Annotated in this window: 12 protein-coding genes; 2 read left to right on the top strand and 10 right to left on the bottom strand. The window is 62.7% G+C overall.

The annotated features are described in order from the left end of the window. Positions 1-131 precede the first annotated feature (131 nt). Together OGL93_RS06285 and OGL93_RS06290 are read left to right on the top strand one after the other, a co-directional pair. Positions 132-1,142, top strand: a complete 1,011-nt coding sequence (locus OGL93_RS06285) for an iron ABC transporter substrate-binding protein (protein WP_346659633.1) — start codon at positions 132-134, stop codon at positions 1,140-1,142. Then, positions 1,142-2,716, top strand: coding sequence for an iron ABC transporter permease (locus tag OGL93_RS06290; protein WP_263261577.1), 1,575 nt, complete (start codon positions 1,142-1,144; stop codon positions 2,714-2,716). The genes OGL93_RS06285 and OGL93_RS06290 overlap by 1 nt, the downstream gene beginning before the upstream one ends. A 1-nt stretch (position 2,717) precedes the next feature. Here OGL93_RS06290 and OGL93_RS06295 read toward each other — a convergent pair whose 3' ends face one another. From OGL93_RS06295 to OGL93_RS06340, 10 genes are all read right to left on the bottom strand, one after another. Continuing rightward, a complete protein-coding gene (locus tag OGL93_RS06295) occupies positions 2,718-4,652 on the bottom strand; it encodes a methyl-accepting chemotaxis protein (protein WP_263261578.1) in 1,935 nt (644 codons plus the stop codon). 137 nt (positions 4,653-4,789) lie between these two features. After that, positions 4,790-6,082 carry an adenylosuccinate synthase gene (locus OGL93_RS06300; protein ID WP_263261579.1) on the bottom strand — a complete coding sequence of 431 codons (1,293 nt, stop codon included), beginning with the start codon at positions 6,080-6,082 and terminating at the stop codon, positions 4,790-4,792. Positions 6,083-6,134: 52 nt separating this feature from the next. After that, positions 6,135-7,322: an ATP phosphoribosyltransferase regulatory subunit gene (locus OGL93_RS06305; RefSeq protein WP_263261581.1), complete on the bottom strand. Its 1,188-nt coding sequence runs from the start codon at positions 7,320-7,322 to the stop codon at positions 6,135-6,137. A 250-nt stretch (positions 7,323-7,572) separates the two neighbouring features. Next, a complete protein-coding gene (gene hflC, locus OGL93_RS06310) occupies positions 7,573-8,442 on the bottom strand; it encodes a protease modulator HflC (RefSeq protein ID WP_263261582.1) in 870 nt (289 codons plus the stop codon). After that, positions 8,442-9,596, bottom strand: a complete 1,155-nt coding sequence (gene hflK, locus OGL93_RS06315; RefSeq protein WP_263261584.1) for an FtsH protease activity modulator HflK — start codon at positions 9,594-9,596, stop codon at positions 8,442-8,444. The genes hflC and hflK overlap by 1 nt, the downstream gene beginning before the upstream one ends. Positions 9,597-9,692: 96 nt before the next feature. Next, positions 9,693-10,994, bottom strand: coding sequence for a ribosome rescue GTPase HflX (gene hflX / locus OGL93_RS06320; RefSeq protein ID WP_263261585.1), 1,302 nt, complete (start codon positions 10,992-10,994; stop codon positions 9,693-9,695). Positions 10,995-11,006: 12 nt separating this feature from the next. Further along, positions 11,007-11,267, bottom strand: a complete 261-nt coding sequence (gene hfq, locus OGL93_RS06325) for an RNA chaperone Hfq (protein ID WP_263261586.1) — start codon at positions 11,265-11,267, stop codon at positions 11,007-11,009. 86 nt (positions 11,268-11,353) lie between these two features. Then, positions 11,354-12,325: a tRNA (adenosine(37)-N6)-dimethylallyltransferase MiaA gene (gene miaA, locus OGL93_RS06330; RefSeq protein WP_263261587.1), complete on the bottom strand. Its 972-nt coding sequence runs from the start codon at positions 12,323-12,325 to the stop codon at positions 11,354-11,356. 1 nt (position 12,326) lies between these two features. Next, positions 12,327-14,240: a DNA mismatch repair endonuclease MutL gene (mutL, locus tag OGL93_RS06335; RefSeq protein WP_263261588.1), complete on the bottom strand. Its 1,914-nt coding sequence runs from the start codon at positions 14,238-14,240 to the stop codon at positions 12,327-12,329. After that, a complete protein-coding gene (locus OGL93_RS06340) occupies positions 14,237-15,649 on the bottom strand; it encodes an N-acetylmuramoyl-L-alanine amidase (RefSeq protein ID WP_263261589.1) in 1,413 nt (470 codons plus the stop codon). The genes mutL and OGL93_RS06340 overlap by 4 nt, the downstream gene beginning before the upstream one ends. Between the last annotated feature and the right edge of the window lie 8 nt (positions 15,650-15,657).

A 15,657-nucleotide genomic window follows, 5' to 3' on the forward strand; every position in this document is an offset into this window, starting at 1 on the left:
GCTACAAAGAGCCCGCAAATAGCGGGCTTTTTTGTGCGCGCTAGTAAAGTACCTAACCTTCACTGCAACCGCATTCGAAAAGCGATCTCCTTTATAATCGCCGCACTTTTGTATCGAGGAGATATGCCCGGATGTCGATGCGACGTGCCCTCTTGCGCCTATGCGCCTTGCCTGCTCTGGCGCTGGCCTTGTTCGCCAGCTGCGCCCAAGGCGCAGATATCCCAGAACTCACCTTGTATAACGGCCAGCACAAAGAGCTGGGTGAAGCCATTGCGAAAGCGTTCGAGGCAAGCACCGGTATTCATGTGAACGTGCGCAAGGGCAGCAGCAACCAGTTGGCCAGCCAGATTATGGAAGAGGGTGAGCGCTCCCCGGCCGACGTGATCTACAGCGAAGAATCTCCGCCACTCAATGCGCTGGGCGAAAAAGGCTTTCTGGCGGCCACTGACAAAACCACTCTCGACGCCCTGCCCGCCGACTATGTAGCCAAGGATGGCACCTGGATCGGCATCACGGCCCGGGTTCGAGTCGTCGCCTATAACCCCAGCCTGGTGGCTGAAAAGGATCTGCCGGCCTCGGTCATGGACTTCGCCCGCCCTGAATGGAACGGCAAGATCGGCTTTGTGCCCAGTAGCGGCGCCTTCCAGGAACAAGCCGTTGCCGTGCTGAGGCTTAAAGGCGAAGACGCCGCCGAAGAATGGCTGACGGGCCTGAAGGCTTACGGCAAGACCTACGCCAACAACATGGTGGCGATCAAGGCCGTGGAACGCGGCGAAATTGCCGCGGTACTGGTGAACAACTACTACTGGTATGCACTCAAGCGCGAAAAAGGCGAGCTGCAATCGCGCCTGTATTACTTCAAGAACAAAGACCCCGGCGCCCTGGTAAGCATCTCCAGTGCGGCAGTCGTCAAGGCCAGCAAGCATCCGCAACAGGCTCAACAACTGTTGGCGTGGATGACCAGTGAAGAAGGCCAGCGGGTGATCACTCGCGCCCAGGCGGAATACCCGCTGCGCAAGGGCATGGTTTCCGATCAAGGCCTCAAGCCCTTCGAGGAACTGCAAGCACCGGATATCACCCCAGCCGACATCGGCAATGCCGAGGAAGCGCTGGACATGCAGCGTGATGTCGGGCTGAACTGATGACCGCCCAGGCACAGATTTCGCAGCTGCCGCACAAGGCCTGGCAGGCGAAGGGCAAGCGGCCCTCCGCCTGGCTGGTGGCTCCGGTGCTGCTGTTGGTGGGCTTGAGCCTGCTGCCGCTGGCCTACGTGAGCATCCGCACCGCGGAGGCCGGCTGGCATGACATCTCGCGCCTGTTGCTGCGCCCCTATGTGTATGGGCTGTTGCTCAACACGCTCACGTTGCTCGCCGGGGTGACCGTAGCCTGCGCCGTCGCCGGAACCTTGCTGGCTTGGTTGCTCGAACGTACCAACTTGCAAGGCAGGCGCACCTGGGGCGTGATCTTGTGCCTGCCGTTCGCAGTGCCTTCATTCGTGGCCAGCTTTACCTGGATTTCGTTGAGCGCGGGGTTCGAGGGCCTGGGCGGCGCCATTCTGGTGATGAGCTTGTCCAAATACCCGCTGGTTTTCCTACCCGTAGCGGCAACCTTGCGTGGCCTGGACCACTCGCTGGAAGAATCCGCGCGCCTGCTGGGCGCTAGCCGCCGCAAACTGTTTTTCCGCGTGACCCTGCCGTTGCTATGGCCGGCCATTCTCGCCGGCAGCTTGCTGATCGCCCTGCACATGCTGGTGGAATTCGGCGCACTGTCGATACTCAACGTGCGCACTTTCACCACCGCTATCTACCAGCAATTCGAGCTTGAGTTCAGCAACGCCAACGCAGCCATGCTTTCAGCCGTGCTGCTGGTGCTATGCCTAGGCTTTCTTTGGTTGGAACTGAAGGTCCGCGGCCGCGCTCGCCACGTGCGCACCGGCCAGGGGGTCGCGCGGCGAGCCCCGCCCATGCGCTTGCCGCCGTGGGCGGGGCTCGCCGCGCAGGTTTTTTGCCTGACGCTGGCGGTGCTGGGCAGCGGCGTGCCGCTGGTGATGCTTGGCTATTGGCTGGTACAGGGTAGCTCCGCGGCGTTCCCTTTGGCCGCCATCGGCCAGGCGCTGCTGTCGTCGCTGGGGCTGTCACTGGCCGGGGCGGCCGTGTCGCTGTTGCTGGCACTGCCCGTGGGCCTGCTGGTGGTGCGCTATCGCGGCCCGCTGGCGATCTGGGCCGAGCGCCTGCCCTATCTGCTGCACGCCCTGCCCGGCCTAGTGATCGCGCTGACGCTGGTGTACTTCGCCTTGCATTATGTGCCGGCGCTATACCAAACCACCGCCCTGCTGATTGCGGCCTACGCACTGTTGTTCCTGCCCCTAGCCCAAGGGCCGGTGCGCACCGCGCTTACCAAAGCCGCGCCACAACTCGAAGAGGCCGCGCGTACACTGGGCGCCAGCGCGTTCAAGGCATTCTGCAAGGTGACCTTGCCGATCATTTTCCCAGCCCTGGCTGCAGCTTTCGCCCTGGTGTTCCTAGACACCATGAAAGAACTCACCGCTACCCTGGTGCTGAGCCCGACCGGTACGACGACCCTGGCGACAGAAGTGTGGGCGCATACCTCGAACATGGAGTTCGCCGCCGCCGCGCCCTTCGCCGCCCTGCTTATCCTGGTTTCCGGTCTGCCGGTTTACCTGATAACTACGCGGATGTACCTCAACAAGCGCTAGCTTAGGCGCGGAACTGCCCCAGGCTCGCCCGCAGCTGGTGAGCCAGGCGGTCCAGCACTTTACTGCTCGCCGTGGTTTCCAATACCACCTGGGCCGACTGCTCGGCCTGGGCATGGATTACCTCCACCCGGCCCTTAACCGCCTGCGCCCCTTGTGCCTGATGTTGAGCGGCGCGGGTGGCCAGGTCGATCGCCGCATGCACCTGCTCCACTGAGCTCTGTACAGTTTGTTGCAGCCGGGCGCTCTCACGCAGCACCAACAGCCCTTCACTCGCCTGGCGCCCCGCCTGGCCGATGGCACTGACCGCTTCACGCGCCCCAGCTTGTAAGGCGCCGATATGCGCCTGGATATCGCCAGTAGAACTCTGGGTCTTGCTGGCCAGCGCGCGCACTTCGTCGGCCACCACAGCGAAGCCGCGGCCGGTTTCCCCGGCGCGGGCGGCTTCAATAGCCGCGTTGAGGGCAAGCAGGTTGGTCTGCTCGGCGATGCCATGGATGACCGTCAGCACAACCTCGATCTGCTGGCTTTGCTCAGCCAGCCGCTCGATCACTCGTGAACCCGTTTCCACCTGGCCCGCCAACGCTTCGATGAGGTGCCCTACCTGGGCCGAGGCTTTGGTGTTGGCATCCGTCGCTTGCCGAATTTCGATGACCTGCTTGAGGGCCGCCTGCATCGCCACGCTCTCCGCCTGGGCTTCATCGGCCATTGTGGCCAATGCCTGGAGGCTGGCAGCCACTTCGTCACGCTGGCGTTCTGCAGCTTTATCGGCGCCGGCACTGCGCTGGGTCATGGCTCCGATTTCCTGCCCAGTACGCTGGGCGACATCGCCGGCCTCGCGCACGATCGGCTGCAACTTGGCGACAAAGCGGTTCACCGCGCCAGCCATGTCGCCAATTTCGTCGTTGCTGGACAGCTCGACCCGTTTTGTCAGGTCACCCTCACCCGCCGCCAGGTCATCCAGCGCGCCGATCAGTAAACGCAATTTGCTGACTACGCGATGCCCGAGCACTACCGCCAGCGCGAGCAACACCCCCAGCGCCACGACCGCAAGGCCGGCGCCAATGCGCCAGCGCAGAATGCCCGCTGCCTCGCTGACAGCCTGATGGGTATTAGCCTGCATGGCTTGGGCCGCGGCTTGAGCGCTTTGCAGGCGATCGCGCAGTACACGCGAGCTTTCGGCAGAAGCGCCGGCCACGCTGTCGGCAACCAATTGGTCCCCGCTGGCGATCAGGTCAGTGAAACGCTTGTCGAGCGCTGCAAGCTGGGCATCGACGCTGGCCGTAGAAACACCCATGCGCACCTTGCCAATCTCGGTGCCATTAGGGCTGATAGAGGCTTCGACGTAATACACAGCCGGATCATTGCGGGCGGCATCGAGTACTTTGTCCAAAGGTCGTTCGCCCTGGCCTTTTTCGATCAGCGCTTGGTTGATCGGGTTATCGCGGTTCAGGTAACGGGTAAGGTGTTGGCCGTTCGCATCGTCATAGATGACGAACAGCACGTTCGGATTGCGCTGGGCACGCCGGGCAAATTCGGAAAGGGTTGGAATGTCGCTGTCCCACATGGCCCTCGGGGCTACCGACGCCAAGAGCTCGGCCATGTCGTTGGCAGACTCCTTGATGCTGTGCTCGAGGGTCGCGCGCACCTGCTTCTGTTCATCGGTAAGGCGGCTGGACAGCCCGGCCCCCAGGCGCTGGCGCGTACTGGAAGAGAGCTTGTCCAAGCTGCTGGTCAAGTCTTGCCCGGCTTGGGCCAGCTCACCTCCCAGGCGTTGGCTGTCCGCACCCAAGCGCACCCCAAGATCGGCCTCGAGCGCACTGACCGTGCTTCGAGTAAGAGCCAACGCAACCAACACCTGCACCAAAAGGGCAACGCCCAGGGCAAGGAATACGGGGCGTAACAACCGGCTACGGAAAAGCGAAAGAATGGCCGACACGGGGAAATCCTCTGATCCAGTGCCATTAAAACAATGGCGCACACGCTGTCAGAACTTCCCAGCAAACTACGTGCCGTTCAACAGGCAAAAACGACAAAGGGCCCGATCAGGGCCCTTTGGTCAAGCAAAGCAACGACTTACGCGAAGGGATGGCGCAGCACGATGGTTTCGATGCGATCCGGGCCCGTCGAAATAATGTCAATCGGCGCGCCGACCAGCTCTTCTACCCGCTTGATGTAAGCACGGGCATTGGCAGGCAGCTCCTCAAGGCTCTTGGCGCCGACCGTGGACTCGGTCCACCCGGGCACGTCCTCGTACACCGGCTGCAAGCCAATGTAGCTGTCCGCGTCGGTCGGAGCATCGATCACAGCGCCAGCGTCGTTCTTGTAACCCACACAAATGCGGATGGTTTCAAGGCCGTCGAGGACGTCCAGCTTGGTCAGGCACAGGCCAGAGATACTGTTGATCTCGATGGCGCGACGCAGAATCACCGCATCGAACCAACCGCAGCGGCGCGCACGCCCAGTGGTAGCACCGAACTCATGGCCGCGCTTGGCCAGGTAGGCACCAACGTCGTCGAACAACTCGGTCGGGAACGGGCCGGACCCTACGCGCGTGGTGTATGCCTTGGTGATACCCAGGATGTAGTCCAGGTACATCGGGCCGAAACCAGAGCCCGTAGCGATACCGCCCGCCGTGGTGTTGGAGCTGGTAACGAAGGGGTAGGTGCCGTGGTCGATGTCCAGCAACGAACCCTGCGCGCCTTCGAACATGATGTCTTTGCCGGCTTTGCGCAGGCCATGTAGCTCGGCCGTAACGTCCTGCATCATCGGTTTGAGCAGTTCGGCATAACCCATGCACTCATCCAGCGTCTGCTGGAAGTCGATGGCAGGCTCTTTGTAATAGTTGACCAGCACGAAGTTGTGGTAGTCGAGCAGTTCACCAAGCTTGGCGGCGAAGCGCTCGCGATGGAACAGGTCACCGACGCGCAGGCCACGGCGAGCAACCTTGTCTTCATAGGCCGGGCCGATACCACGCCCGGTGGTGCCAATTTTTTGTTCGCCACGCGCTTTTTCTCGCGCCTGGTCCAGCGCCACGTGGTACGACAGAATCAACGGGCACGACGGGCTGATGCGTAGGCGCTCACGCACTGGCACGCCCTTTTCTTCGAGCTTGGTGATTTCACGCATCAACGCGTCTGGCGCGACCACCACGCCGTTGCCGATCAGGCACTGCACGCCGTCGCGCAGAATGCCGGACGGGATCAGGTGCAATACGGTTTTCTCGCCGTCAATTACCAGCGTGTGGCCGGCATTGTGCCCGCCTTGGTAACGGACGACCGCGGCGGCATGTTCGGTGAGCAGATCGACGATCTTGCCTTTGCCCTCATCACCCCATTGGGTGCCCAGGACGACGACATTCTTACCCATAACACTTGTCCTCATTGGCGCAAACTTGGTGCCGGCCGCGGCCGGCGTGAACTCAGGAAACCAGCGGTGCTACTTGCCAGCAGCCGCTTTGAAGAATGAGCTGGCGGTCGCAGCCAGCCTCGTGGGCGGCAGCCGCAGCCTGGCCAGGCAACGCCTGAACGACCCGTTCGCCCGCTGCACGCAGGCGGCAAACCGCTTGCCACAGCGTAGTGTCCGAACTGTCAGGCATCCATATGCCGCCCTCGGGCAATTCGACCTCGGCACGGCCGAGAGTGACCAGGCTCTTGAGGTCGGTGGAGAAACCAGTGGCCGGGCGTGCTCGGCCAAAGTCGGCGCCGAAGTCATCATAGCGGCCGCCCTGAGCGATGGACTGCCCAACGCCAGACACGAACGCCGCGAACACAACGCCGGTGTGGTAGTGATACCCGCGCAGCTCGCCCAGGTCGAAATACAACGGGAGCCCAGGGAACCGCGCGGTCAGCCGCTCGGCCAACTCTAGCAGTTCGTCCAACGCCGCCAGCACCGGAGCCGGCGCACCGCCAAGGATTTCCCGCGCCTGGCCCAACACCGAACGGTCGCCGCACAGGTTTACCAACGCTCGCAACATACGCGCTGGGCCCGCGGCCAGGCCGGCAGTCAGGTCGAACACCTCATCCGTGGCCTTGCGCTGCAGGGCATCGAACAAGCGCTGCTCGGTTTCACCCGACAGCCCGGCCGCACGGGCCAGGCCGCGGTAGATACCGACATGCCCTAGGTCCATGTGTACATCGGGGACCTGCCATAGCTCGAGCATCGCCAGCATCAGGCTGATTACTTCGAGATCGCTGCCAATGCTGGCATCACCGTACAACTCGGCGCCCAGCTGAATCGGGCTACGCGACGTGGACAAGGCGCGGGGGTTGGCATGCAACACGCTGCCGGCATAGCACAGGCGGCTCGGCCCTTCACGGCGCAGGGAATGAGCGTCGATGCGCGCCACCTGCGGCGTGATGTCTGCGCGGAAGCCCATTTGCCGCCCGGAAAGCGGGTCGACGACCTTGAAGGTGCGCAGGTCCAGGTCTTGGGAGGCACCTACCAACAGCGACTCCAGGTATTCGATGTGTGGCGTTACAACGAATTCGTAGCCCCAGCTCTGGAACAGATCCAGCACCTGGCGCCGCGCCACTTCGATGCGTGCCGCCTCAGGTGGCAGTACTTCCTCGATACCATCCGGCAAAAGCCAGCGGTCTACCGTTGCCATTACCCCATCCCCTTTGTCCGGGCAGCAGGCCCATCCAGGCCCGCCCTTGAGTGAAGCAGATACTGCCGCGCAGGCGCGAAAACCATAGCGCTTGCCGCGCCACGGGGCAGTGTCCTCGAAAAACTGTGGGGCCCACGCTGGGACCATCGCAGACGCAAAAAAGCCGGGAATTTCCCGGCTGCCGCATGATACACAGGTTTGGCCGGAGGATCACCCCGCCAGGCAACGAGCTGCCCAGCGGGGCATGCCCTCAAGGCTTGGCGCGCTCCATGAAACGGAAGAAATCGCTGCTCGGATCGAGCACCAACACATCACCCTTGCTGGAGAAGCCCTGCTTGTAGGCTTGCAAGCTCCGGTAGAACGCGTAGAACTCAGGGTCCTGGCTGTAGGCCTTGGCATAGATGGAGGCTGCCTGGGCATCCCCGTCACCCCGCACTTCTTCAGACTCCCGATAGGCCTCGGCTAGCAGCACTCGGCGCTGACGGTCGGCGTCGGCACGGATGCCCTCTGCCAGCTCGTTACCCTTGGCACGGTGTTCCCTGGCCTCGCGCTCACGCTCGGTGCTCATGCGCTCGAATACGCTGCGGTTGACTTCCTTGGGCAGATCGATGGCCTTGACCCGAACGTCGACGACCTCGATACCGAGTTCCTGGTCCGCCATGCGGTTGAGCGAGGCGGTGATGTCGGCCATCAACGCGTCGCGTTCGCCCGATACCACCTCGTGCAGGGTGCGCTTGCCGAACTGGTCGCGCAGGCCGGATTCCAGCCGCCGCGCCAGGCGCTCGTCCGCCGTGGCCTTGAGGCCCGCGGTTGCCGTGTAGAAGCGGTCTGCATCCTTGACCCGCCACTTGGCGTAGGCGTCCACCATCACTGCTTTCTTTTCCAAAGTAAGGAAGCGCTGGGTCGGCGCGTCCAGGGTCATCAACCGGGCATCGAAGCGGCGCACCTGGTTCACATAGGGCACTTTCATATGCAGACCAGGCTGTACATCGGCCTCCACCACCCGGCCGAAGCGCAGCAACACTGCCCGCTCGGTCTGGGACACGATATAGAAGCTGTTCCACAACGCCACTGCGACAACGACGCCGACGATAAGCGCGATTACGGATCTATTGCCCATCAGCGGCTCTCCCTGGTACGCATTTCTCGCTGCTGCTGTTGCAGGTCGGCGGCACTATGGCCGGCGGAGTCCGAAGGCGCGACCGTAGGTTGCGCCGGGGCCGGGGCGCGGCCTTTTTCAAGTAGTTTGTCCAGCGGCAGGTAGAGCATGTTGTTCTGCCCCTTGCCCGACACCAGCACCTTGCTGGTGTTGCTGTACACCTCTTGCATGGTTTCGAGGTACAGGCGCTCACGGGTCACATCCGGCGCCTTGCGATACTCGGCCAACAGCTTGCTGAAGCGGTCCGCTTCACCCTTGGCGCGTGACACCGTCTCGTCGCGGTAGCCGTTGGCATCCTCGATGATCCGCTGGGCTTGGCCACGGGCCTCAGGCACTACGCCATTGGCATAGGTTTCGGCCTGGTTCCGCGCACGCTGTTCGTCCTCGCGGGCACGAATCACGTCGTCGAAGGCTTCCTGAACCTCACGCGGCGCCGCGGCGCTTTGTACGTTAACCTGGGTCACGCTGATACCGGTACGGTAGGTGTCGAGGAACCGTTGCAGGCGCTCCTTGATCTCACCGGCCATCTGTACCCGGCCCTCGGTCAACACCTGGTCCATGGCCGTGGAGCCGACCACATGGCGCAAAGCGCTATCGGTCGCATGCTGCAGGCTGACCTCGGGCTGGTCGACGTTGAGCACGAAGTCGCGCAGGTTGACGATCTTGTACTGGACCGTCAGCGGGACCTCGACGATGTTTTCGTCCTCCGTGAGCATCTGCCCCTGCTTGCTGTAGGCACGCTCACGGGTGACGTTCTCCAGGTACTTGCGGTCGATGGGTGGGAAATAGATGTTGAGGCCCGGCCCCACGGTTTCGTAGTACTTGCCGAACCGAAGGATCACTGCCTGCTCTTGTTCGTCCACCACATAAACGGCGCTGTACAGCCAGATGGCCGCCAGCACGGCGAGGCCGATACCCAGCAACCCCAGCCCACCGCCCTTGGACCCTGTCGGCTCGCCGCCGCGGCGCTTACCGCCGCCGAACAGACCGTTCAGGCTCTCTTGCAGCTTGCGGAAGGCTTCGTCCAGGTCTGGTGGGCCCTTGCGATCGCCACCCCGGCGCCCGCCCCAAGGATCCTGGTTGTTCGAGTTGCCACCCGGCTCATTCCAAGCCATAGCGCTCTCCATCAGATAAAGCTAAGACGCGCCCACGGCGCGTCGGCCAATGCTACAGAATGCCGCCCCTCCCGACCAAACCAACACGGAGGGCTTTTATTGCAAAGTGTGTTCGCGGATGAAATCCAATGGTTTCAAGCCTTCACGGCTGACCAAACGGTTAAGTTCCACCCGGGGCAGGCGTACATCGAGCAGGCTCGCCCCGCTTTCGTCGTGAGCCTCGCCCTGCACGGCGCCCGAAGAGAAAAATTGCGCACGTAAGCGGCCAAGACCCTGGGGCAGGCGCAAGGTAGCCACGAACAAGTCTTCACTTAGTAATTCGGCGACTGCCTTGCCGACCAGCTCCAGGCCGCGCCCATCACGGGCGGAAACCCATACCCGCTGCGGCTTGCCGTCTTGGCCGCGCTGAATGTGCGGCTCCACGTTTTCGAGCAGGTCTAGCTTGTTATACACCTCGAGGATCGGCAGGCCCTGCGCGCCGATCTCGGTAAGCACCGCCATGACCTGTTCCACCTGGGCCATGCGCTCTGGCTCGTGCGCGTCTATCACGTGGAGCAGAAGGTCGGAGCTGGCCGATTCTTCCAACGTGGCGCGGAAAGCTTCCACCAACTTGTGTGGCAGGTGGCGGATGAAGCCCACGGTATCGGCCAGCACGATCGGACCGATATCGGCCAATTCGAGCCGGCGCAAGGTAGGGTCGAGGGTCGCGAACAGCTGGTCCGCCGCGTATACGTCAGACTGAGTGATCGCGTTGAAGAGTGTCGATTTACCCGCGTTGGTATAGCCTACCAACGAAACCGAAGGGATATCCGCCCGCTTGCGTCCACGCCGAGCTTGCTCACGCTGGCTCCGGACCTTTTCCAGACGCGCCTTGATTTGCCGCAGGCGAACCCGTAGCAGGCGGCGGTCGGTTTCAAGCTGGGTTTCACCCGGGCCGCGCAGACCGATACCGCCCTTCTGGCGCTCCAGGTGGGTCCAGCCGCGAACCAGCCTTGTGCTCATATGCTCGAGCTGGGCCAGTTCGACCTGCAGCTTGCCTTCATGAGTACGTGCCCGTTGGGCGAAGATATCGAGGATCAACCCCGTACGATCCAGCACCCGGCACTCGAAGGCACGTTCGAGGTTGCGCTCTTGGCTGGGAGTCAAGGTGTGATTGAAGATGACCAGGTCGACTTCACCGGCCTTGACCTGCTCTCGCAGTTCGTCGACCTTGCCGGTGCCGATCAAGTATTTTGCCGTCGGCTGATGCCGCGAGACGCTCACGAAAGCGACCGTCTCCGCGCCAGCCGATGCTGCCAGCTCCTGAAACTCCTGCGGGTCTTCGCGCGCCTCAGGGTCTTGTCCATCAAGATGAACGAGAATGGCCCGTTCACCACCACCGTGGCGCTCAAAGAACAAAGGAGGCTCCTATCAGGCGTTGCCAGGCTCGGAGTCGCTGTGTTCGGCATCGCCAGCGCTAGGCAGGCGGATCGGGCGAACAGGTACGACGGTAGAGATAGCGTGCTTGTAGACCATCTGGCTGACGGTGTTCTTCAGCAGTATGACGAACTGGTCGAAGGACTCGATAGTGCCTTGCAGCTTGATGCCGTTGACAAGATAAATCGAAACCCCCACTTTTTCTTTACGCAATGTGTTCAGGTAAGGGTCTTGTAGCGAATGCCCTTTTGACATGTGCCGCACTCCTTTAAGGATCTATAAAAAACTGCAAAAAATGGTCGCTGACCGACTTCCCCCAAGGATAGACGGCAACGCAAGACTCAGCTCAATATGGAGATCGAACCAAGGTATTTCAAGGACTGCGTCAGATTGTCGCGAGCGAGGCTATCCAGCCACTTTAGGCCATCCCAGCCCCGCAGCCATGTGAACTGCCGCTTGGCCAACTGACGAGTCGCAATGATCCCTCGCTCTTTCATTTCGGTGGCAGACAACTTGCCATCGAGATGATCCCACACCTGCCGGTAGCCAACCGCCCGGATCGAGGGCAGACCTGGGTGCAGGTCTCCTCTATCGCGCAACTGTCTGACCTCACCGATGAAACCCTGTTCAAGCATTTGCTCGAACCTCTGGGCGATTCGCGCATGTAGCAGCGACCGCTCTGCCGGGGCAATGGCCAGGCTGGCGACAGTATAGGGTAATTGGACATCGCCCGATGCGCCTGCCACACCCTTTTGCACATTTTGCCGCTGACGCAGTTCGGTCATGCTGACGCCACCGGCCTGGTATACCTCCAGGGCGCGAATGATCCGTTGGGGATCATTGGGATGAATGCGCGCCGCGGACACAGGGTCGATCCGCGCAAGCTCGGCATGCAGCGCTTGCAGCCCCTCCGTGTTCGCCTGCGCCTCCAGGGCCTGGCGAATGCCGGGGTCGGCGCTGGGCATGTCTGCCAGGCCTTCGAGCAATGCCTTGAAGTACAGCATGGTGCCGCCCACCAGCAGCGGGATGCGTCCACGCGCGGTGATCTCGGCCATGGCCTGCAGCGCATCGCGGCGGAAATCGGCGGCCGAGTAACTCTCGGCAGGGTCGAGGATATCCACCAGCCGATGCGGAAACTCCGCCAGCAGTGCCTTGGACGGCTTGGCCGTGCCGATGTCCATCCCCTTGTACACCAGGGCCGAGTCGACGCTGATCAGTTCGCACGGGAGCGTTCGGGCCAGCTCCAGGGCCAGGTCTGTCTTGCCCGAAGCAGTAGGCCCCATCAGGAAGATGGCCGGCGGAAGGCTGGGCATTTCAGCGGCCCCGCAGAAATAGTTTGTCGAGTTCGTCCAGGCCCAGCTGAGTCCAGGTCGGCCGACCGTGGTTGCATTGGCCGCTGCGCTCGGTGGTTTCCATGTCGCGCAACAACGCATTCATCTCTGGGACGGCAAGGCGCCGGTTGGCCCTTACGGCGCCGTGGCAAGCCATGGTACCGAGCAGCTCGTTCAGGTGCGCCTGGATGCGATCGCTGGTGCCGTACTCCATGAGATCAGCCAGCACGTCGGCAACCAGCCGATTCGCTTCTGCCTGCTTGAGCAAGGCCGGGATTTGCCGGATCGCCAGGGTCTCCGGCCCCAGCCGCTGCAATTCGAAGCCCAGTCGGGAAAACCAGGCGACATGCTCTTCAGCGCAATCAGCCTCGCGCTGGCTCAGCGACAACGACTCCGGCACCAGCAACGGCTGGCCGCTCAAACCTTCGCTAGCCATGGCCAACTTGAGCCGCTCATACATGATGCGTTCGTGGGCGGCGTGCATGTCTACCAGAACCAACCCCTGAGCGTTTTCCGCCAGGATATAGATGCCCTTGAGCTGCGCCAGGGCAAAGCCCAGCGGTGGGATTTCCCCCTGCTGCTCGGGCAGCACCGGCGCAGCTGCAGCGCCAGTCGGCAAGGGCGCGAAGAAGGCACGGTAGGCGCCCTCTGCTTCAGCCAGCGGCAGCGCCTGCGGGCGCCGCTCAGTGTTACCCGAGTAACTGCCGTAACTGCCGCCGCCGGCGTAGCCATGAGCAGCCTGCGGCTGCGCCTGAAATTGCTGTTGCTGTGCCTGCAACGGTCGCGCCGCCAGGGCTATTTCCCCTTGCGGGCCGAATTCGCCGGCATCCGGGCCCGACGGGCGAACCATGGCCGTAGTGGCTGCGGGGGCCAGCTGATCTTCGGGCCGTACCTCGGCCAGGGCGCGGTGCAGCGTGCCATAGAGGAAATCGTGCACCATGCGCCCATCGCGGAAGCGCACCTCGTGCTTGGTGGGGTGCACATTCACGTCCACCACCGCTGGGTCGACTTCCAGGAACAGCACGAAAGTCGGATGGCGACCGTTGAACAGCACGTCTCGGTATGCCTGGCGTACGGCATGGGCGACCAGCTTGTCGCGCACGGTACGGCCGTTGACGAAGAAGTACTGCATGTCTGCCTGGCTGCGCGAGAAGGTCGGCAGGCCAACCCAGCCCCATAGCCGCACACCGCTGCGCTCCACGTCGATGGGCATCGCCTGCTCGAGGAAGCCCGGCCCACAGATCGCGCCGACCCGGCGAGCGCGCGTCAACTCATCGTGCGCCTCGTGCAGGCTGAGTACGCTCTTGCCATTGTGGCGCAGATGGAATGCCACATCGAAGCGAGCCAAGGCAAGGCGCCGGATCACTTCCTGAAGGTGGTCGAACTCGGTCTTTTCGCTCTTGAGGAATTTGCGGCGCGCGGGAGTATTGAAGAACAGGTCGCGCACCTCGACCGAGGTCCCAACCGGGTGGGCCGCTGGCTGTACCCGGGGGGCCATGTCTCGACCTTCGGTTTCCACCTGCCAGGCTTGCTGTGCCTCGGCAGTGCGAGAAGTGAGCACCAGGCGCGCCACCGAGCTGATCGAAGCCAGCGCTTCGCCGCGAAAGCCCAGGCTCATCACCCGCTCCAAGTCCTCGAGGTCGCGGATCTTGCTGGTGGCATGACGGGCCAACGCCAGCGGCAGGTCATCGGAGGCTATACCGGAACCATCATCACGTACCTTGAGCAGCTTCACGCCACCCTGCTCGACCTCCACATCCACGCGCCGGGCGCCGGAGTCCAGGCTGTTTTCAAGCAGCTCCTTGATAACCGAAGCGGGCCGCTCGACCACTTCGCCAGCAGCGATCTGGTTGGCCAGCCGTGGGCTGAGCAATTCAATGCGGGCGGCGCCGGTCATGGTTGGGCTGCCACTGCGGCGGATGGGATGACCAGCAGTTGGCCAATCTTCAGCTCGTCTGTTTTCAAGTCATTGGCGCTGCGCAATGCACTAACGGACACCTGGTAGCGGGTCGCAACCATCGGCAGGGTTTCGCCACTGCGAACGGTGTGCTCGCTCTCGGCACGGGCCAGCTTGCCCGAATCACGCAGCCACGCGATGTATGTACCAGGCGGCGGGTTTTGCTCGAAGAACTGCTTCACACCCGCCCGGATCGACCGCGCCAGCGCCTGCTGGTGAGCGGCGGACTGGAGCTTGCTGGCCTCTCCAGAGTTAGAGATGAAACCCGTTTCTACGAGAATCGAGGGAATATCCGGGGACTTGAGCACCATAAAGGCGGCCTGCTCCACGCGAGCCTTGTGCAGCGTGGTCACCCGGCCGATGTTGCTGAGCACCTTCTGGCCCACATTCAGGCTGGAGCTGAGCGAAGCGGTCATGGACAGGTCCAGCAGCACGCCGGCGAGCATACGATCCTTGTCATCGAGGCTGACGTTGCCCGCGCCGCCGATCAGGTCGGAGCGGTTTTCACTGTCGGCCAGCCAGCGCGCAGTCTCCGAGGTGGCGCCTCGTTCGGAGAGGGCGAACACCGAGGCACCGTAGGCGGCGGAAGAAGGCGCGGCGTCGGCGTGGATGGATACGAACAGATCGGCGCCCTTCTTGCGAGCGATCTCGGTACGCCCGCGAAGGGGGATGAAATAGTCGCCAGTGCGCGTGAGTTCAGCGCGGAAGCCTTTTTCCTGGTTGATCTGCCGCTGCAGTTCACGGGCGATGGACAGCACCACGTCTTTCTCATGCTCGCCTCGCGAACCCGAAGCGCCCGGATCCTCGCCGCCATGCCCGGCGTCGATGGCGATGATAATGTCACGCTTGCCATTGGGTACCGGCGCCAGCTTGATTTCCGGCTTGGACGGCGTCACTGGCAGGGCTGGCGTGGTGGCGAGCGTTGGCGGCGGCGCGGGTGGCTCGGCGTCGGCGGGCTGGTCGTAGAGGTCCACTACCAGGCGGTTGCCGTACTGCTGGTTGGGCGCGAGGATAAAGCTCTTGGGGGTCAGTGGTTTTTTCAGGTCCACGACCACGCGCAGGTCCGTAGGGGTGCGTTGGGCGGTGCGCACGCTGGTGATCGGCGTGTTGGCCGTAGACACCTTCAGCGGCGTGGCCAGGTTCGCGCCATTGATGTCGATCACCAGGCGATCGGGCGCCGTGAGCGTGAACACACTATGCTCCACCGGGCCGGACAGGTCGAAGACCAGGCGGGTGTTATCGGGGGCTCGCCACAAGCGCATGCTTTTGACTTGCGTGACGGCCACAGCGTCGACCGCGAATGCCGTAAGCCAAAGTCCCACGACTGCGATCAGCGCGCGAATGCGCATACGTCCCT

This window comes from Pseudomonas sp. RIT-PI-S (genome assembly GCF_025642975.1).
Lineage (GTDB): Bacteria > Pseudomonadota > Gammaproteobacteria > Pseudomonadales > Pseudomonadaceae > Aquipseudomonas.